Origin of the sequence: Geosporobacter subterraneus DSM 17957 (genome assembly GCF_900142145.1) — a bacterium.
In the GTDB taxonomy this organism is placed as follows: Bacteria; Bacillota; Clostridia; order Peptostreptococcales; family Thermotaleaceae; genus Geosporobacter; species Geosporobacter subterraneus.
The window spans coordinates 20,765-41,176 of record NZ_FQZV01000016.1 but is presented as its reverse complement, the minus strand read 5'-3'; the positions used below and the strand labels follow the sequence as shown (position 1 = coordinate 41,176).

General features: G+C 39.1%; 17 protein-coding genes and 1 riboswitch. Of the genes, 5 read left to right on the top strand and 12 right to left on the bottom strand.

The genetic code is table 11. The annotated features are described in order from the left end of the window. Window positions 1–96 precede the first annotated feature (96 nt). From BUB56_RS07085 to BUB56_RS07065, 4 genes are all read right to left on the bottom strand, one after another. Entirely contained in the window at window positions 97–576 is a 480-nt protein-coding gene (locus BUB56_RS07085; RefSeq protein ID WP_110940678.1) for an HD domain-containing protein, read from the bottom strand. A 50-nt stretch (window positions 577–626) separates the two neighbouring features. Beyond that, entirely contained in the window at window positions 627–932 is a 306-nt protein-coding gene (locus tag BUB56_RS07080) for a RidA family protein (protein WP_242946238.1), read from the bottom strand. Window positions 933–1,159: 227 nt separating this feature from the next. Beyond that, window positions 1,160–1,390, bottom strand: coding sequence for a DUF3892 domain-containing protein (locus tag BUB56_RS07075; RefSeq protein ID WP_110940677.1), 231 nt, complete (start codon window positions 1,388–1,390; stop codon window positions 1,160–1,162). A gap of 542 nt (window positions 1,391–1,932) precedes the next feature. Further along, window positions 1,933–2,829, bottom strand: a complete 897-nt coding sequence (locus BUB56_RS07065) for a DMT family transporter (RefSeq protein WP_110940675.1) — start codon at window positions 2,827–2,829, stop codon at window positions 1,933–1,935. A gap of 413 nt (window positions 2,830–3,242) precedes the next feature. Beyond that, window positions 3,243–3,378, top strand: a riboswitch (cyclic di-AMP (ydaO/yuaA leader). Between the two features lie 8 nt (window positions 3,379–3,386). Here BUB56_RS07065 and BUB56_RS07060 point away from each other — a divergent pair. Together BUB56_RS07060 and BUB56_RS07055 are read left to right on the top strand one after the other, a co-directional pair. Beyond that, window positions 3,387–4,067, top strand: coding sequence for a cell wall hydrolase (locus BUB56_RS07060; protein ID WP_110940674.1), 681 nt, complete (start codon window positions 3,387–3,389; stop codon window positions 4,065–4,067). 131 nt (window positions 4,068–4,198) lie between these two features. Beyond that, window positions 4,199–4,519 carry a hypothetical protein gene (locus BUB56_RS07055; RefSeq protein WP_110940673.1) on the top strand — a complete coding sequence of 107 codons (321 nt, stop codon included), beginning with the start codon at window positions 4,199–4,201 and terminating at the stop codon, window positions 4,517–4,519. 30 nt (window positions 4,520–4,549) lie between these two features. Here the strand turns inward: BUB56_RS07055 and BUB56_RS07050 are convergent, their stop codons facing one another. From BUB56_RS07050 to BUB56_RS07035, 3 genes are all read right to left on the bottom strand, one after another. Then, entirely contained in the window at window positions 4,550–5,422 is an 873-nt protein-coding gene (locus tag BUB56_RS07050; protein WP_408606940.1) for a tRNA 2-thiocytidine biosynthesis TtcA family protein, read from the bottom strand. An 848-nt stretch (window positions 5,423–6,270) separates the two neighbouring features. Beyond that, window positions 6,271–7,824 (bottom strand): HAL/PAL/TAL family ammonia-lyase, encoded by a 1,554-nt coding sequence (locus BUB56_RS07040; protein WP_110940670.1) that lies wholly within the window; start codon window positions 7,822–7,824, stop codon window positions 6,271–6,273. A 269-nt stretch (window positions 7,825–8,093) separates the two neighbouring features. After that, window positions 8,094–9,749: a sigma-54 interaction domain-containing protein gene (locus tag BUB56_RS07035; protein WP_110940669.1), complete on the bottom strand. Its 1,656-nt coding sequence runs from the start codon at window positions 9,747–9,749 to the stop codon at window positions 8,094–8,096. A 276-nt stretch (window positions 9,750–10,025) separates the two neighbouring features. Here BUB56_RS07035 and BUB56_RS07030 point away from each other — a divergent pair, with 276 nt between their 5' ends. From BUB56_RS07030 to BUB56_RS07020, 3 genes are read left to right on the top strand one after another with little or no spacing between them, the layout of a single operon-like run. Continuing rightward, window positions 10,026–11,981, top strand: a complete 1,956-nt coding sequence (locus BUB56_RS07030; RefSeq protein WP_110940668.1) for an aconitate hydratase — start codon at window positions 10,026–10,028, stop codon at window positions 11,979–11,981. Next, window positions 11,974–12,993, top strand: coding sequence for an isocitrate/isopropylmalate dehydrogenase family protein (locus BUB56_RS07025; protein ID WP_110940667.1), 1,020 nt, complete (start codon window positions 11,974–11,976; stop codon window positions 12,991–12,993). The genes BUB56_RS07030 and BUB56_RS07025 overlap by 8 nt, the downstream gene beginning before the upstream one ends. A gap of 12 nt (window positions 12,994–13,005) precedes the next feature. Then, complete coding sequence (locus BUB56_RS07020; protein WP_110940666.1) at window positions 13,006–14,367, top strand: citrate/2-methylcitrate synthase; 1,362 nt, start codon at window positions 13,006–13,008, stop codon at window positions 14,365–14,367. Window positions 14,368–14,498: 131 nt separating this feature from the next. Here the strand turns inward: BUB56_RS07020 and BUB56_RS07015 are convergent, their stop codons facing one another. The 5 genes from BUB56_RS07015 to lipB all read right to left on the bottom strand — a co-directional run bounded on the left by BUB56_RS07015 (window position 14,499) and on the right by lipB (window position 20,315). Then, complete coding sequence (locus tag BUB56_RS07015) at window positions 14,499–15,746, bottom strand: nickel-dependent malate racemase, LarAH6 family (protein ID WP_110940665.1); 1,248 nt, start codon at window positions 15,744–15,746, stop codon at window positions 14,499–14,501. A gap of 42 nt (window positions 15,747–15,788) precedes the next feature. Beyond that, on the bottom strand, window positions 15,789–16,961 hold the full coding sequence (locus tag BUB56_RS07010) for an NAD(P)-dependent malic enzyme (protein WP_110940664.1): 1,173 nt from the start codon (window positions 16,959–16,961) through the stop codon (window positions 15,789–15,791). Between the two features lie 329 nt (window positions 16,962–17,290). Then, window positions 17,291–18,625, bottom strand: a complete 1,335-nt coding sequence (locus tag BUB56_RS07005) for a DEAD/DEAH box helicase (RefSeq protein WP_110940713.1) — start codon at window positions 18,623–18,625, stop codon at window positions 17,291–17,293. 149 nt (window positions 18,626–18,774) lie between these two features. Continuing rightward, entirely contained in the window at window positions 18,775–19,623 is an 849-nt protein-coding gene (gene lipA, locus BUB56_RS07000) for a lipoyl synthase (protein WP_110940663.1), read from the bottom strand. Next, window positions 19,623–20,315 carry a lipoyl(octanoyl) transferase LipB gene (gene lipB, locus BUB56_RS06995; RefSeq protein WP_110940662.1) on the bottom strand — a complete coding sequence of 231 codons (693 nt, stop codon included), beginning with the start codon at window positions 20,313–20,315 and terminating at the stop codon, window positions 19,623–19,625. The genes lipA and lipB overlap by 1 nt, the downstream gene beginning before the upstream one ends. Window positions 20,316–20,412 lie beyond the last annotated feature (97 nt).

Genomic DNA, 20,412 nt, shown 5'->3' with positions numbered 1-20,412 from the left:
ATAACAATTTTTTCACAATCTATTATACCCTTTTTCCCGGTTTTCCGTCAAACGAAAATACCTATCCCCAGTACTACATACCTCCTATCACCGGCCTTAATAGATTAACTTTGGACGGTCTCCCTTTGAAAATCTATTGCACTCCTCAATCTCATCACATTCTAAACAAAGCCTTGAAACCTTGTCACTTCTGTAAATAATAACACTGAGAGGCGTATCCCGCCTTCCGCTTTTCCGGTGGTTTCGTATGGCATCTAATATCAAATTAATTTCCTCCGGATCAAATTCACAATCTGCTAATATTTTTTCTGCCAAATCGGCACTGGCCTTCGCATGACTGATACCCTCGGCGTATTCTTTCCATCTGCCGATATCATGGAGCAGGCCCGTTGCATAGATTACATCCTTTCTTATCGGAAGCCCCTCTTCCAACGCCATAATGTATGCAACCCTAGCAACGTCTATACTGTGTTGCAGGTTATGACGGCAAAACACCCTTTCTTCCTCGGCCAAAGCATTACGTTCCTTGTATTCGATAAAAGAAGGATGGTTTAGTATGCTTGTCACTCGTTCCATCAAATTCCCTCCTGTTCCTAGCCGGCGATAAATCACTGTCTGTCCACAAATCATCCCTTTACCGCAGCCACAGCTTCAATTTCTATCTGAAATCCAAAATGTAGTTCCTTCACCGGAACCACAGCTCTTGCAGGCCGGTGATCAGCGAAAAAAACAGCATAGATTTTATTAACCTGATCCCAAAGTTTAATATCTGTAATATAGACGGTAGTCTTTAACACTTTTTCTCTGCTGCTGTTGGCAGCAATCAGTATTTCATTAAGATTGTCAAGTACTTGCTTAGTCTGTGCTTCTATATTGTCAAAAACCTGCTCCCCGGTGATCGGGTTGATAGGTAGTTGCCCAGAAACATACACAATTTCCTAATGAATGACTGCTTGTGAATAATGTCCTGCCGGCGTTGGTGCACTAGATGTAAAAACTGAGTTCATATGCTTTTCCTCCATAGTAGTTATTCTATATTATTTCTGTTTTTTTTACATGCTTCCTCCCTAACAAACAAAAAAGAGCTGTACTTTATAATCGTACAGCAAAATATCTGTGATTTAGGATGCAATATATAATCTGTTGACAAAATTCAAGATCAAAAAATCGGTAAATTGTCCAAATTGTCGCTTTGAATATCGTTTGGATTGCTCCTTAAATACTCTCTGCCATTTCTAGCCTGACCTACGTTCACTCCTTCAATTTTATGATCCTTTGCTAATGCAATGGCGTCATTTACCGAATATACATTGCCATCATTCAGCATCACATCTGTAATATCTCCTTGAGCGTTTTTTCGAATCTTAATAATTTTAGCTTTAACATCCATTAAACATCCCTCCTTGGCATTAGTATGGAGCAGATTCTATAGAATATGCGGCTATCCTTACTTTTCGAAAAGATGCTTAAGGTCTCCAGTTCCAGAACTCATTTTCAAAAGGAGGCTCGGTGCCATTTTTCTGGGTAACTGCATACTGTATTGAAGTCAACCTCTTTTTATCTCTTCTTTATCAGGCTTCTGAAATATTCTTTTATCCATCCTCTCCATCCTCCATTTTTGTTTTGAATATTGCTCGCGTACTAACCTTAACATACCCTTATCCACATATTTTCAATCCTGAGCACATAAAAAAAGCACATCGCTAGGGGAACCTATTTCCCCTTCAACGACTGCAAGGCAGTCTGAGCACCCCTCTTACTGCGGCAGGGGATTTCATCCCCTATAACCCCTGCTTTTTTATTGCCTTAAAATATTATGAAATACCTTAAGCCTTGAAATTACTTTTATTAAAGCTCTAGCTAATCTATACTTTCCTTGACAATAAAAAGGTTCCTTCGTTGACAGAAAGAACCTTAATATTCAAGGTTAACCTATAGGAACAGCAGCGATACTCCAATCACGGTAATGACAGCCCCTAATATTTCTTTTTGCGTTACTTTTTCCTTAAACATAAATATAGCAGCCGGAATGATTAAAACAGGAGTAATGGACATGATAGTGGAAGCAATTCCCGTGGTAGTATGTTGAATGGCCAGAAGGGATAGAGACACACCGATGAAGGGGCCAAAAGCTGCTCCAATTGAAATAGCAGTCATGGCTTTTTGGTCTTTTAATGAGTCCATTAAACTGCCCCAGCCCTGTCTTAAGGTAACCACGATAACAAAGCCTATAATGCCAGCGATGATTCTTATCTGGGTTGCAGCAAAAGGGCTGTAGCTCCCCATGCCAAATTTGCTCAGAATCAAGCCAAGTGCTTGTCCCAGCGCACCAATAAATGCGTAAAGCAAACCCTTCAGGGGTTTAGATACTTCCACTTTGCTCTCTCCAGTATTCTTCACAAGAATTACTAAAGCAATCCCGCCAATTGTTACAGCCATTCCTAAAAGATTCATTGGGGAAATGCACTCACCTAGTATAAAAAATCCCAGGAAAGCAGTAATCGGTGGTGCGGTAGACATGATTAGCATGGAAATCCGAGACCCAACCTCTACATAAGCTTGAAAAAGAAAGAGGTCCCCCAATACAAAACCAATTAAGCCCGATAAAATCAACCAAAACCACATCGTAGCCGTTGCATCAAAGGGTAAAAACATTCCTCTAGTGAAAAACGTAAATATACTTAATAGAAAAAAAGCCATTACTAAACGTATCAGGTTTACAGATAATGACCCTACCCTTCTCCCAGCGGTCTCAAAGGCCACTGCTGTTACTGTCCAGCAAATTGCAGTTGCAAATGCTGCTATTTCCCCGTAATGTGCTTGTAACATATACGTCCCCCTATGTATATTATTTCGACTATTGAAATATATTTGCGCTAACATTATATCACTTTTCAGGTTGGCCTGATACGTATTTTTTAATGAATCATGGATGTTTTCTGTTAAATTTATAAGGGCTAGCCCATAAAAACCCCACTGGCCTAACCCTTTACATTTTTTTATAGATTTACGCGTCTACAACAAGATGTTATCTGGCGGTGTTGTGGCTGAAGCAGTATTTGAGTACAGGGGTTCCTCTGGATTGATGCTATAAATCACTTTAATCCCATAAACATAGGTCGTGTTCGCTGCAAGGCCAGAATCTGTATACTACTTATCGGGTAGATTTTACAAGATTTGTTAATATTTTCTGAAGGTTGACATAATGTCATACTTTCTTATATAATAAGCACTATGTTACCACATTACATTTGCTGAATCCCGGACTTGTCCGGGTACGGAGGAACCAATTCAGGGGTTAATCCATGTTCTGCATGGTAGGGATCCTTCTATCCCGAACCCGTCAGCTAACTTCGGAAGCGATTTAAGGAAGGAGTGTATTGTGCATGAGATTGCATAAAAAATCTATTGTAGCTTTTTTGATGATTCTATTATTTCTATCAACATCCATATCGAATGTCTATGCCAGTGAGTATACTGTCTTAAAGTTTCGAAGCAGAGGCCCGGCTGTTACACGTTTGCAGCAAGCATTGATTAATAGGGGCCATCTAAAAGATTCTGCTGATGGTATCTATGGTTTGAAAACGGAGAGAGCTGTAATTAATTTTCAAATTGCCAATAAGCTGAGAATTGACGGAATCGCCGGTATTGAGACTCAAACTGCATTATTTGCTCAGCCAGTTTCAAGGGGAGCTTATCGTGAAGATGATTTGTATTGGCTGTCCCGCATTATTCATGCGGAATCTGAAGCGGAATCCTATAGAGGTAAAGTTGCCGTAGGAAATGTTGTACTCAACAGAGTTCGTTCATCCTCATTCCCGAGCACGGTTAAAGGGGTAATCTTTGAGAACTATCAAGGTATCCCACAATTCTGTCCCGTTGCTGAAGGAACCATCTACAACACACCAAATCAAGATAGTATTAATGCAGCAAAGGATGCACTAAACGGGGTAAGACCCGTTGGAGATGCCACATACTTTTTTAATCCTGATAAATCAGCCGGACGATGGATTGTACAAAATAAAACTTATGTAATGAGAATTGGTAACCATGTGTTCTATAGATAGTCAGAGGTGCGGATTAATTCCGCACCTCTTTTTCATTAAATATTTCCTTTTACCTTCTTCAAGTATGGATAATTTTCGCAGAAAAACATCATGCTAAGCATAACAGTTTTTAATTTGGGAGGTATCCTTTAATGAGTATTCTTGATAAAAGCTGGCATGAGGTTCTTAGGAACGCAGGATTTGATGATGCTGTTGCCGAATCCCTAATCGGTTTTATTACTTGGCATGAATATGAAATATATCCTAAACTGGGCCATGAAATCAATGATGTGCTAAATGGCTATGAAGGAAGAGTGATCGCAAGGGATGTTATCAGCAGTAAATACCATCATCAAGGCCTTCTTTTTTTTGATGAACCATTATCAGAGGAGCTATCCAATAGAATTTTAGATACTATTCTGGATTATGAATTCAGAGAAGTATATGATCCACAAAATGATATTCATTCATAGCAGAAAAAATCCCTCTTCTGAGGGATTTTTTTACTCTTCATCATAAAAATCCAGGTAGGAATAGTGTTGCCCATCTTTTTCCCAGCCTAAAACAGCATTCATATTAATATTTTGTGCAGCATTAAATATGGATTTGTCGACGTCTTTAAAATTCTTCTTTAAATCCTGTATCAAACTCTTCATTTCGTAGCGTTTATTGCCTGTCTTCTTTGCAGCCACCATACATGCACAATTTAATGGCCAGATACCGCTTTCCTGGGTAAATTGTTCTATATGCCGCTCTTCAATATGATACATTGGACGAATAAGCTCCAACCCTTTGTGATTGGAAGATCTTAGCTTAGGAAGCATGGTCTTAAAGCTTCCGGTATAGAGCATGTTGAGCATGGTTGTCTCAATGACGTCATTGAAGTGATGGCCTAAAGCTAATTTATTGCAGCCTAAAGCCTGAGCCCTTTTATAAAGTGCACCCCGCCTCATTTTCGCACACATGTAGCAGGGATAGTCATTGGCGATAGTATCAACAATATTAAAAATTCCAGATTCGAAAATTTGGATGGGAATATTAAGATATTGACAATTATCCATCATGAGCCGCTTAATATCCGGATGATAACCGGGGTCCATTACAATAAACTCCAGTGAAAAGTTGTCTCTTCCATGCTTTTTTAATTCTTGAAACAGCTTGGCCATCAGCATACTATCTTTTCCGCCGGATATAGCAACAGCAATTCTATCTCCGTCTTCAATCAGCTGATAATCCTTTAAAGCTTTGATAAATTTTGACCAAATATGCTTCCTATACTTGGTTATAATGCTCTTCTCAATTTCCTCCAAGGATTTTCTCTCTTCAAAAGGAACCAGGATCTCACATCCCTGCCCTGAAATACTGTCCAACCTCATCACCTCTCATTTCGGTAACTATTATAACATTGATCCGAATAAAAAACTATAAACTTTGAATGGGAAAAATATCTCTGCAATTCTATAAGCTTTGTGTCATTTTCCTTCCCAGTGAGTACCAACGTCATAGGTGGAAAAAGATTCTTAAAAAGTGCATGCTTCAAGCAATTAAATGAGCATAGATCCATCCATTGAATATTAGATATGCATAATATCAAGCCTGCCTCTTTGCAGAGAGTATGGATCAATGTATTGAATGCTGCAGATATTCTTATTTTTTCCGCCTCAACCGATAGATAATCCAGTGCTGTAACCCTATCCATGATGATTGAAAGTTTACCGCAAACCCTATATAAATCTTGCCAGCACCAAGGAGGAACTTTTTGTAGAATATTTTGATGAACAGTGTCTAAGATTGCTTCAATAAAATCAGTCATCCAGTAATAGTCCAACGCATCCAAGGGCAAACAATTACTACGCACAACCTGCTTTCTCTCCTTTTGATTGATCGTTTCAATAAAGTCATTTAAATTCTGTTCATTTATGTAAAAAATTTCTGCTTTATAATGACTTTTTTTATATCTCTGTAGCTATCTTCTTTGATATTGGTTTCGTTGTCATAGTTTTGTATTTGCTCATATACTTTTTTGTATCTGGCCCTTTCCATATTTCCAGAATCCTAGAATAATGCAGCCAGTTTCTCTCTTGACAATATTTTTCCCCTGTGGGCAGCCAGGTAACAAAGAAGCAGAATTGCTTTGCTGCTTAATTGTTCTAGTACGGACTGTCCATCAATCATAAGATCTACATGTTGTTTCTATGATAGTTTATTTGACATACTTCATTGTTTACTGGAGCTTTCCAATCTTATCTTCAACCAAATCGAGCAGTTTCCCAGTATGGATCAACTCCCTCAATGTATTAATGTGTGGATATAAAAACATATCCTCCTCCATGATCGGCACTGTCCTCCCGATCTCTTCCAGTACTGCCTGAGTAGCTGTTCCAGCCGATAAGTTCTTTTCCATAAACTGATGAGCCTGGTATACAGAAAGCAATTCGATGGCTAAAATATATTCAAGTTTCTCTGCTACTTGTCTGGCTTTTTTTGATGCATTATAACCCATGGCCACATAATCTTCCTGGTTTCCACAGGTTGGAATTCCATCTGCAGTAGCGGGGTGGGATAATATTTTCATATCGCTGAGCAAGCCCGCCTGAGTATACTGAGGTATCATTAAGCCTGAGTTCAAGCCTGGCTTCTTAATTAAAAACCATGGGTACTCAGAAAGATTTCCGTCTATAAGGCGATTGTTCCTTCGCTCTGACATTTTTCCCAGCATAGCAGCTGCAATACATGCGGAGTCCATCTCAATTCCTACATATGATGAATCAGGATTTCCTCCTGATATTGCCTCACCATCTTCACCCTCAGGATAGATGATCGGATTATCAGAACAGCCGTTTATCTCTACTTCTATCGTTCTTAGCGCATCTCTAAGGGTTTTCTTAGCTGCACCATGAAGTTGAGGAATGCATCGAATAGACAGGGCATCCTGAAGTCGATAATGTTCATGGGCTTTGGCAATTTGAGAATCTTGCAATAACCTTCTTACATTTTCAGCGGTTTGCTTCTGTTCTTCATGGGGACGAACAGACATCAATCGTTCATCGAAAGCCCTTGTAGTGCCTTTAGACACCTCCAGAGTCATAGCTCCAATAATATCTGCACATATAGCTGCCTTTAGCATGTCATACAATGCCAATGCACCTAAGGCCGTTGCACTGGTAGTTCCATTGGTCAGCACCAAACCTTCCTTGGATGCTAAGGCAATAGGTTCTAACCCTACCCGATGCAGCGCTTCCTTAGAAGGAAGCAGTTCTCCCTCCAAAAAGGCTTTTCCTTCTCCAATCAGTACAAGAGCCATATGTGCTTCCGGACATAGATATCCTACTGATCCCTCCTTCGGAGCAAAGGGGGTAAGTCCTAAATTTAGGAATTGTCTATACATTTCTATCGTTTCCAATCTTGCCCCACTGAAACCCCGTCCAACATTTTGCAAGATCATCAGCATGGTTCCCCGTGCCTCTTCCACTGACAATGGTTCTCCTACAGAAGTAGAATGGGATAAAACAATGTTTTTCTGTAGTTTTGCTGTTTCCTCAGCTGAAATCACTTTAGTACATAGGACTCCGAAACCAGTAGTAATTCCATACATAATACGATTTTCTTCAACCCATTTATCCACAAGTCCTCTCGCTTTAATTACCTTGTTTTTATAGTTCTCGGAGAATTGAACCTTAGCACCAAAACGTGCCACTGCGACAAATTCCTCAATGTTAATTTTATCACCTAAAACAACTTCTTTGATTTCTTGAGCTTTTTTTACAGTATTTAACATAATATCACCTCTTTCGATGATTATAATGCAAAATAAATGCCAACAGCTTTCACCTTACCTCACTTAATCTTCATCCTATAAATTACTATTTTTCAGGGTTTTTATTGAATGCTATACAGAATAGTATTGATTTTTTTAAAATTCTTACGTTAACATACTAAATGCAAGCATAATTATTTTGCACCTGTCTTTTTACAAGAAAAAGATGTAGTATTTTACTAACGCGACAGGTGCCAAGATCATTGGCACCTGTGCAAATTTTTTTTGCTCTATTCCGCAGTAATACCCACTTTTTTCATTCTATATTGTAGGCTTTGTCTGCTTATCCCCAAGGATTTTGCGGTCTTTGTAATATTCCCTCCATGACTTTGAAGCTTTTTGTATATAATCTCCTTTTCTAAATAGGCCAATTGATTCTCTAAAGTTTCGTCCTCATTAATGCAAAATCTATGATTTTTAGCATCCTGAACACAATAGAGGCTTGCCACTGATGAAGTTAACAGGTAGTCAGGTAAATATTCAAGGCCTACCTCCTCAACATCCTCGGGAGCACAGTTGAATACATATTCCATAACATGCTGAAGTTCTCTTACATTTCCAGGCCAATTATATTCGAGAAACACATCTAAAACTTGCTTTGAGATCACTAATTGGGGTCTGTTATATTGATTGCACAATTCAATCAAAAAATACCTGGCTAGAATCGGTATGTCTTCCTTTCGCTCATTTAAAGGAAGAATGTCTATTTTGATTGCTGAAAGCCTATAATAGAAGTCCTTTCTGATTTTTTGTTCCTTCATCAGCTCATAGAGATCTTCATTAGCTGCTGCAATAACTCTTACATCACATCTTAAATACTTCTGACCACCAATTCTTTGGAACCTCTTCTCCTGAAGTACTCTCAAAAGCTTCGCCTGCATTTCAACATTTATTGAATTCACTTCATCTAAAAATATTGTTCCTCCATCAGCCATTTCAAAAAATCCCTTTTTTGCAACGCTTCCAGTAAAGGCTCCTTTTTCTGTTCCAAAGAACAGGCTTTCAAAAAGGTTACTAGGAACAGCACTGCAGTTAATATCAATAAATGGTTTGTCTCTTCTTGGACTAAAAGAATGAATACTCTGTGCCATTAGTTCCTTGCCGGTACCGGTAGCGCCAACGATTAGTACAGAAGAATCCGTTAGCGATACTTTTTTTGCAAAAAGGATCATGTTTTTCATTTTATCAGATACATGGACGATATCATCAAAAGTATATAGCTGCTCTTGCCCAGCAGACTGTCTGCCTTCCACATAGGCCTCCAAATTTGTTGTGCGATTCTTGATTCGCTTTAAAGCAGATAAATCGCTTTCAAAGACTACTGCACCATATAAAATATCATCTATCTTTAATGGATATCCATTATTAATAGTAGTCAAGGCCTTTCCGGTTTTCATTTTAAAGCGATCACATCGATTAATAACCGGTTTTTGTGTTCTTAATACGGTTAAAATCGTGCTATACTCTTCCTTTAAGTCATATAAATCCAAAATATGCTTTCCTTTAAAGTCTTCATTCTTATAAAATTCCAGATCCTCGCTGGCTGGATTTGCATATAAAAAATACCCATTTCGATCATAAATCTGAATACCTTCTGCTGCATAGCGTATTGTTTGTTCATAAAGTTCCAGCAATACGCCATCACGGCTTAAGAAAACTGTGCTTTCTTGTGCACCCTTAATCCATTGGTACTTAAAGAATTTATTCTGCAGCTCAACAATTCCACCCTCTGGCTTGATAGAATGCCCCAAAATATAATCGATTTTCTGCTCTCTCATTGCTTCCCAATAATTATCTTGAAACCATTTGTCCGCATCCCCAACAAAAACTATCTCTTTTAACAGAAATGCTGTATCAATCTTTAAAATGATATCAACAATTGCCATATGGCACCCCCTGTCGTTGATTATTATTAGATCGATTATATCACAAAAGCATTATTTCTTAATCATTAGCTGCATAGGTCTGTAGACATAGTTCTTGTCCCTTCTCTTATTTTTTGATATGATAGATTAATTATTTGGAAAATAAATTACCCGTCTGTAGTATTTTACTTCGAATATGCTGAAATTTCAAGTATCTTACTTTTCCCTCTTGACATATGACGTTCTTTGTTTGTATAATTGTATACAATTATACAATTAGGTTAGGAGATGAGTTCATTGGGTAAAAATATTGTTTCTAAGATTATTGAAAGTAACCTAGTCTTCGGTGAAGCATCTGTTGGCTCAGAAATATCTATTCGTGTTCATCAAACATTAACGCAGGATTCTACAGGGACTATGACCTACCTGCAGCTTGAGGCCATGGGTGTAGAAAATATTCAAACAGAGCTATCTGTAGCATATGTTGATCATAATACATTGCAGACGGGATTTGAGAATGCAGATGATCATGAATTTATTAAAACTGCTGCAGCCAAATACGGTATTATATTTTCTAAACCAGGCAATGGTATATGCCATCAGCTTCATTTAGAAAGATTTGCAAAGCCTGGTCAAGTACTTATTGGTTCTGACAGTCACACCCCAACCTGCGGCGGTCTGGGCATGCTTAGCATTGGTGCCGGAGGTTTAGATGTGGCCGTTGCTATGGCAAAAGGCTACTATTACTTAAAGGTTCCTAAGGTAATGAATATTGAGCTGATTGGAAGCCTTCAGCCATGGGTTTCAGCAAAAGACGTTATTTTATATATTTTGAAACGATTAAGCGTTAAAGGTGGTGTAGGTTTCATACTTGAATATTCGGGCGAAGGCATCCAACATCTCTCTGTGACCGATCGTGCAACCATCGCAAATATGGGGGCTGAATTAGGTGCAACTTCTTCTATTTTTCCCAGTGATGAGGTAACAAAAAATTTTCTTGCAAAACAAGGCCGGGGACAGGATTATGTTCCTTTATATGCAGATCAGGATGCCTTTTATGATGAAAAAATACAGGTTAACCTAAGTGAAATATCACCAATGTGTGCACTTCCTCACAGCCCTGATCACGTGAAAGCCATTGATGAAGTGGATGAAATAAAAATTGATCAAGTAGCCATAGGCAGCTGTACAAATTCATCCTATACAGATTTAATGAAGGTTGCTAAGATTCTTGAGGGTAAGAAAGTACATCCTGAGGTAAGCCTGGTAATCGCACCTGGTTCCAGCAGTATATTAAAAATGCTGTCCGATAACGGTGCACTTGGAATATTAATTGATGCAGGTGCAAGAATACTGGAAGCTGCCTGCGGTCCCTGTATAGGCATGGGGCAGGCTCCTAAATCAAAGGCCGTATCTCTAAGAACCTTTAATAGAAATTTTGAAGGCAGATGCGGTACGAAGGATGCCAGCGTTTATCTAGTAAGTCCTGAAACTGCTGCCTGTTCTGCAATAGCCGGGGTTTTAAAAGATCCTGGAAGCTGCGGCGATCATCCAGTTGTAGAAATTCCTGAACGATATCATATTTCCAAGCATTATTTTATTTATCCTCCAAAAGAACGGAAAGATCTAAAGGTTTTTATGGGCCCCAATATTAAGCCCTTTCCTGTTAATTATCCCCTGAAATCTGTATTGGCAGGAAAAGTATTGTTAAAAATCGGGGACAATGTAACCACCGATGATATTGTGCCTTCCCATGCAGGACTGCTGCCCTATAGATCTAATATACCGGAGCTTTCAAAATACTGTTTTGGTACGATTGCAAAGGATTTTCACAATATTGCAAAAGAAAACAACGGAGGTTTTATTATTGGCGGGGAAAACTACGGCCAGGGATCAAGTCGGGAGCATGCTGCTTTGGTTCCCCTTTATCTAGGGATAAAAGCTATTCTTGCGAAATCCTTTGCCCGTATTCATAAAGCAAATCTCATTAATGCCGGTATTCTTCCCCTAACATTTGTTCATAAGGATGATTACCTGCTGCTGGATCTTTTAGATGACCTGCGATTGCTGATTCATCCAGATGGCCTCGACAGCCAGAAGAATATTCTACTATACAATGACACAAAAGATATTACTATTCCCCTACAATTTACTGGTTCTGAAAGAGACGCTGCTATTCTTAAGGCAGGAGGATATTTAAATTATGCAAAGCAATCAAATCATGATCATAAGGTAGGTGACACAAATGTATAAGATTACACTTATTCCTGGAGATGGTATTGGCCCTGAAATCATCGAAACAGCAAAAAATGTCATCGATGCCACTGGTGTTGTCATTGAATGGGATATGGTTAATGCAGGCTTAGATGTATACGCCAAAGAGGGAATTCTGATTCCTCAAAAGGTATATGATAGTCTGGAAAAGAACAGAGTCGCACTTAAGGGGCCCATTACAACACCCATCGGCCAAGGATTTCAGAGCATCAATGTTTTACTTCGAAAGAAGTATGATTTATTTGCAAATATTCGTCCTGTAAAATCAATTCCTGGGATAAGGGTTCCATTTTCAAACATCGATCTTGTGATCTTCCGTGAAAATACAGAGGATTTATATATCGGTATCGAAAAGATGATCTCTCCAGGGATCGCAGAAGCAGCAAAGCGAATTACAGAAAAGGGGTCACGGAGAATTATACAAGCGGCCTTTGATTATGCAAAAGCCAATCACAAATCGAAGGTTGCCGTGGTTCATAAGGCAAATATCATGAAACTCACCGATGGATTGTTTTTGGCATGTGCTCGGGATATCGCCAAGGCATATCCAGAAATTCAACTCCAAGAAGTGATCGTAGACAATATGTGCATGCAGCTGGTAATGAATCCTGCTCAGTTTGAGGTGATTGCAACGACCAATCTATATGGAGATATTTTATCCGACCTTTGTGCAGGTCTGGTTGGCGGTTTAGGTCTGGTTCCAGGCGCAAATATAGGAAATAGTATGGCTATTTTCGAGGCTGTACACGGCAGTGCACCGGATATCGCCGGAAAGAATGCAGCCAATCCCACAGCTGTTATTCTATCTGGTGCAATGATGCTTGAACATTTAGGTGAAAAGGATTCTGCAGATTTAATCTATCTGGCAGTTAAGGAAATCATCCAACAGGGTGAGCACATTACAAAGGATCTAGGCGGCAATGCTACAACGACGGAAATGTCAAGAGCTATCATTGAAAAGATTTTAACATTAAAAAATAATAACTTGTAGGAGGTTTGAACAATGAGCAGCTTGATTCACGAACACATATATTCACGTTTAGCCGCATTGGCTGAAAAGAACAATTATATTCACCCTGATTTATATAAGCAGTTCAATGTCAAAAGAGGCCTCCGTAACGAAAACGGAACCGGTGTCGTTGTAGGCTTAACCAGCGTTGGTGATGTTAAGGGTTATGAGCTGGTCAATCAAATTAAGGTTCCGACAGAAGGAAAGCTATATTATAGAGGTATCGATCTTAAAGAATTTGTTTTAGGATTTCAAAGTGAACAAAGAAGAGGCTTTGAGGAATGCACCTATTTGCTGTTATTTGGCAAGCTGCCCACTAAATCAGAGTTAGAGGAATTTAATCAGATTCTGGATGAGGAGCGGGAACTGCCCGGCAGTTTTACAGAAAATATGATTTTAAAAATTCCCAGCAAGGACATCATGAATAAATTGCAAAGAAGCATATTGGTTCTGTATTCCCAGGACATAAATCCAGACGATACTAGTATCTCAAATGTTTTAAAACAATGCATTCAGCTTATTGCCAGATTCCCTACCATCATCTCTTATGGTTATCAGGCAAAGGCACATTATTTCAATAAAAAAAGTCTCTTTATTCATGCACCTCAAAGAAGAATTGGCACTGCTGAAAATATTCTATATATGATCCGTCCAGACAATCAATATTCCCGTACGGAGGCTGAAACGCTGGATTTATCCTTTGTCATTCATGCGGAGCATGGTGGTGGCAATAACTCTGCATTTGCAACCCATGTGGTCTCTTCATCAGGAACAGATACCTATTCTGCCATCTCTGCTGCCGTCGGTTCCCTAAAAGGTCCAAAGCATGGGGGTGCCAATCTAAGAGTCCGTGAAATGATAGCAGATATTAAAGCCAATGTACCGGATACTGCCAATAAGGGTCAGTTAAAAGATTATCTGTGGAAGATCCTTCGAAAGGAAGCCTTTAATAAAGAAGGACTCATTTACGGTATGGGGCATGCTATTTATACAAAATCTGATCCTAGAGCTGTGCTCTTAAAAAGTAAGGCTTACGAGCTGGCCGTAGAAAAGGACCGCGTCGATGAATATCATTTATATAAAGATATTGAGGAACTGTCACTAGAATTATTTAGAGAGCTAAGGGGAGAAGATTTCACTATTTGTGCAAACGTTGACCTCTATTCAGGCTTTGTTTATGAACTGCTGAATATTCCCCCAGAGCTTTATACTCCCTTATTCGCAGCTGCAAGAATATCCGGCTGGTGTGCTCACCGCATAGAGCAGCTGGTATGTGACAATAAAATTATCCGCCCTGCCTATGCAAATACCAGCCCACATACAGTTTACTCACCGCTGGAGGATAGAAGTAAATAATCCCGCTATGATAAAAGCGTCCCTCAGGGACGCCTTTATTATTATATAGAGAGCAATATTTTGTAAAAGTTTTACATAGGATTCTTTTATAGTCAATCTGTAAAGCGCACTTTGAGTCTTTCCTCTTTAATCTAGGAGATCATAGGCAGTGTTGAAGCACCATAGGGCATTATCAGCACCTTAGCTTTCCTCCCTAAAATATCATATGCACAGTTAATGGCTGCATCTATATCAGCGTAAGGCTCTAAAAATATTTTTCTTACGAAGTCATCTTCTAAGTCAGAAACTAAGAATATCCTAGCCTTTTGATGTACCATAGCAATTGCTGCAGCTTTATGACCACCTAATTCAAATTTTTGCTGTATATTTACAATCATTTCTTCAAGAGATTTTGAGGTGGTCATCCATCGCTCAAAGGTATGCTCTCCTAATCCTTCTTTGCAGGAAGCTGCCAAAATAATGATACCTCCATCTCGAACTGCATGCTGGGCATTATCTAAAGCTTTTTGTGCTTGATAGACATTAATATCCTTTGGAAATCCCCCAGCTGAAACTACTACAATATCCGCCGGATGCTCTATCTTAATTTTGTACAGTTGATCCAAAAACTTGCAGCCTTCTTTATGAGCTTCTAAATAATGTCCTGCAACAGCTTTGATAATATTCTTTTTTTCATCCAAGACTACATTTAATATAAAATCAATTGGCAAAATGTTCGCTGTTTCATCAATATCCCTTCTGAGAGGGTTCTCCTCCAGGGTTCCTGCTTTTGCATCCTTCCTCACCATCATGCTGTGGTTGGCCTGAATCGCTTCTCTGGTTGCCACTCCAGGCATGATTGCCTTTGTCCCGCCGCTATATCCTGCAAAATAATGATATTCAATGTTTCCGAGACAAATTCTTCTGTCTGCGTCTACAACCGGCTTGAATATATCTATTGGCGTTCCAAGAGACGTATACCCAAGGTGGATGCAGTTCTCCGCATCTGAGTCTATACATTCAATCCTGTTGAATATATCCTCCCCTACAAGATATTTCTTTTCCTCTTCTGTATGCTTCCTGTGGCTGCCTAGGGCAAAGACAATTTTGATATCTGAATCTGGAATATTGGCTTTATGAAGCTCTTCCAGCAGAAGGGGCAAGACAATTTTACTAGGCATTGGCCTCGTAATATCACTGGTAACAATTACAATTTTTTCACCGGCCTTAACAATTTCCTTTAATCTGAGAGATCCAATAGGTTCAAGCAGTGATCTTTTTACCTCTTCAGCTCCACTTCTCTCAACGTTGATTTTGTTTGGCTCTAATACACCCATTAAATTATCTTGGTCCACTTCAAATGTCATGGTTTTCTTATCGAATCCCAATGCAAATTCCATTTACAATCCTTCTTTCTAAAAGTGTTTTTAGCCTCTTATGCGTTATATCCGGCTTACACCTGTATCTTTGGCTGCTTGCGCCACTGCCTTAGCAATTCTATCGGCTACTCTTAGATCAAAAGCATCGGGGATGATATATTCTTCATGCAGCTCTTCTTCAGTAATCAGCTCAGCAATTGCATGGGCTGCTGCAAGCTTCATCTCCTCATTGATTTCTTTTGCTCTAACATCCAGGGCCCCTCTGAATATACCAGGGAATGCAAGAACATTATTTACTTGGTTCGGGAAATCGGATCTGCCCGTTCCTACAATCCTTGCTCCGCCTTTTTTCGCAAGATCCGGCATGATTTCCGGTACAGGATTAGCCATTGCAAATACGATTGCATTACTATTCATTTCCCTGACCATGTCTTCTGTTACTGTATTGGCTGCTGATACACCGATAAAAATATCTGCATCCTTCATGGCGTCTTTTAGTAAGCCCTGTTTTTTATTTTTGTTCGTAATTTTTGCCATTTTTTCTTTATGAGAATCATTAAACGGTGCGCCAGGATATAAAATCCCCTGTCGGTCGCAAAGCAGTATGTCTTTAACCCCTAAATTAATAAGCATGTTAACAATGGCTGTGCCTGCTGCTCCTGCACCGTTGACAACAACCGTAACATCTTTTACATCTTTTTTCACTAATCTCAATGCATTGATTACACCTGCAATTACCACAATAGCTGTTCCGTGTTGATCATCGTGGAACACTGGGATATCCAGCTCGTTTTTGAGCCTTTCCTCTATTTCAAAACACCTAGGTGCACCAATATCCTCCAGATTAATTCCTCCAAAGGTTGGAGCGATTAATTTTATTGTTTCTACAATTTTATCTGTATCCTTAGTACCGATTAGAATTGGAAAGGCATCCACATTAGCAAAGTGTTTAAATAGTACACATTTTCCCTCCATCACAGGCATACCAGCTTCCGGTCCAATATCTCCCAGCCCTAACACAGCTGTTCCATCGGTCACAACAGCTACTAAATTCCACTTTCTCGTATATTCATAAACTAGGTCTTTATTCTTTTCAATTTCAAGACATGGTTCTGCTACACCTGGTGTATAAGCCAAGGATAAATCCTGACGATTTGCAAGTGGTACTGTACTAACCACCTCTATTTTTCCTCTCCACTCACTATGCTTTTTTATGGCTTCTTTTTTAACATCCATCTTTCATCCTCCTTATATGCTTTTGTTTTGCAATATGCTCCTTTGTAGTAACCTAAACTCCATTTAATACTATGTATAAATATTATCCATAGACTATCATAAGATGCTATTGTGGTCTGTTATTTCTATATTCTATAATAATACAAATATTATTTTTATGCAAAATATGGATCTACATTCAAACCTTTTTCATAGTAAAAACTTACCTGCCTTTACAGCATCCTAATATATATAGATGGTTACTAAATATGTAAATATACGGAAATCTTTATTTTCTGCACAAAAAACTGTATTCCCTAGGATATGGAATACAGCATTTTGTAATTTAGTTAAGCTCTGCTCCCGTGATAATGATGCTTTTTGGTTGCATTATCCTGACGCTTCCCTCTTGTATGCTTTTTATCCGCACCTCTGAGGGTATCTGCATTTCTTTTACTATTAGCCGATGTTTTATTTCGTCCAAAAGCCTTTCCCCGCGGGCTATTTGTAGCTTTTTGCTTATTCGATCGATCCTCATCACTACTTGCTTTTCTTTCTTTAAGCTCACTTTTTTTAACACCCTTACTTCTTTTTATTCGCATGTTAATTCCACTCTCAATCAGATTCAAGGCTTCACGGTCCTTGGATGTTGCAAAGGTAACAGCCATACCTTTTTGTCCGGCTCGTCCTGTCCGGCCAATACGATGGATATAACTCTCTGCATCCTGTGGAACATCATAGTTGAATACATGTGTTACTCCCTCTATGTCCAGGCCTCTTGCCGCCACATCAGTGGCCACAAGCAGTTGTATCTGCATCTTTCGAAAAGCACTCATGACTTTCTCCCGTTTTGCTTGGGTTAAATCTCCATGCAATTCATCGGAATTGTATCCTAGCTGCTGAAGGGCCTCATTCAGAGCTGTTACACGACGCTTTGTACGACAGAAAATGATCGCCATAAAAGGTCTGTATTCATCAATGACTTTGCAAAGGGCAGCCTGCTTTCCTCTATCGGTTGTCTCAATAACGACCTGATGAATCTCATCCAGGGTGATACGCTCACTATGGACGCGAATATGAATCGATTCATCCATATGCCGTAATGCAATCGACCGAACTTCCTTAGGCATAGTGGCAGAAAACAACATGGTCTGGCGTTTCTTTGGCGTCTGCCGCAGAATATCTTCCACTTCCTTTAAAAAACCCATGTGCAGCATTTGATCTGCTTCATCCAGTACAAGAAAATGCAGCCGGGAAAGGTCTATGCTTTTTCTTCTAAGATGATCTAACAGTCTCCCCGGCGTTCCGATTACCATATGAATATTACCCTTGAGTTTTCTGATTTGCTGTTCTACATCCTGTCCACCATAGGCTGCCAATATGTTTATGCCTTTTACAGCCGCGAGCTTCCTTGCCTCTGCTGTTATCTGGATCGCCAGTTCCCTCGTAGGCGTAATTATAAGTGATTGGATATGTTGTTTTTCTGTATCTATTCTTTCCATCATGGGAAGAATAAAAGCCAATGTTTTTCCCGTGCCCGTCTGGGCCTGTCCTATGATATCCCTACCCGATAACAGTATTGGAATGGCCTGAGTCTGAATTGAAGTTGGTTCCGTTATACCCTCTAACTTAAGAAGATCTACCATTTCTCTGCTGATTCCAAGTGCATTAAAATTATCTTTCATATATATTACCTTTCCTTTTTTAGTTATTATGATCATATATTTCTGCGTAAATTCACAAGACATCATGGAAGAAAAATACTTGTCCACTCTATAGATCAGATAAATATTTTTCCCCTTCTGATTTAAGCACTTTTCAATTTTCTCTTAATTTACAGTATTGCTTTTTCTGCCATATATGAGCTGCGAACAAAAGGGCCCGATGCTACATGATGAAAACCCATTTCTTCTCCCCTCTGCCTATATTGATCAAATACTTCCGGGTGTATGTACTCATATACAGGATGATGATCTTTTGAAGGGGCCAGATATTGACCTATGGTAAGCATATCACAGCCATTCATTCTTAAATCTTTAAATACTGCTACAACCTCTTCATGCAATTCACCTAATCCAACCATGATACCGGATTTGGTTAATATGGATGGATCTATCTCTTTTACGTTTTTTAGCAATTCTAAAGATCTATTATAAACTGCAGCGGGACGAATGGAGGGGTAAAGCCTAGGCACAGTTTCAATGTTATGATTAATAATATCAGGTTTCGCAGCGATTACAATCTTTAGGGCATCTAAACAACCTTGAAAATCTGGAATTAACACCTCTATTGTAACCCTTCTGTCAAAGTTTCTTATTTCATTGATTACATTTGCAAATTGTCCCGCTCCTCCATCAGTTAAATCATCCCTCGTAACAGAGGTAATCACAACATGTCGTAGTCCCAATTCTTTTACTGCTGTTGCTATATGAGAGGGCTCATTTTGATCAATTGGCAGTGTAGTTCCTTTTGAAACATTGCAAAATGTGCATTTACGTGTACATATATTCCCTAATATCATAAAGGTAGCTGTTTTTTTACAAAAACATTCCATAAGGTTTGGGCAGTTTGCCTCCTCACATACTGTATGCAGCGATAATCTACTGACTATCTCCTCTACCCGTTTTCTATTCTCCCCGCCTGTGACTTTTATTTTTAACCAATCCGGTTTGGCTTTGTGCATCACTCTATTCCCCCTATTACCTGATCAATCCATTCTCTATCTCTAAATACAGCTGCACTATGGAAACTCTCGCAGAGATAATGTGCTACCTGAGTCATTACTTTTTCCATTTCTAGGTTTTCACCTAATATACTTTGCAGGGAGTTAACACCCTTATCGGTTATACCACAGGGATTAATCCATCTGTAGTGTTCCAGCACCGTATTTACATTAAAAGCAAATCCGTGCATAGTAACCCAGCGTTTGACGGCAATTCCGATGGCAGCTATTTTCTTCTCATCCACCCAAACCCCTGTATACTTTTTATCTTTTACGTATGCCGCAATATTATATTCGTTCTTCAAAAGATTGATTATGCCGTATTCGATCTTAGCGACAAAATTTTTAATATCTTGGTCATAATTATTTAGATCGAAAATGAGATAACCCACGATCTGACCTGGGCCATGATAGGTTACATCGCCTCCTCTGTTTACCTCATAGATACAGACACCTTGCTTTTTAAGCAGTTCTTTCGAAGCAACAATATTGGTATAATCGCCTCGTCTACCTAAAGTCAATACCGGAGGATGTTCCACAAGAATAAGTGTGTCGTTAATTCTATCCTGTTGCCTCATTAACAACAGTTTTTCCTGTATTTTCAGAGATCTTTGATAATCCATCGTACCCAAGCTTATTATATTGATGTCCATAGATCTCCTCCCTATATTGAACTTAAAAATTTATGATTTGCTATTTCGTTCATTTAATTCTTAGTACTCAATCTCATTTATAAAAAGTATATCTTGT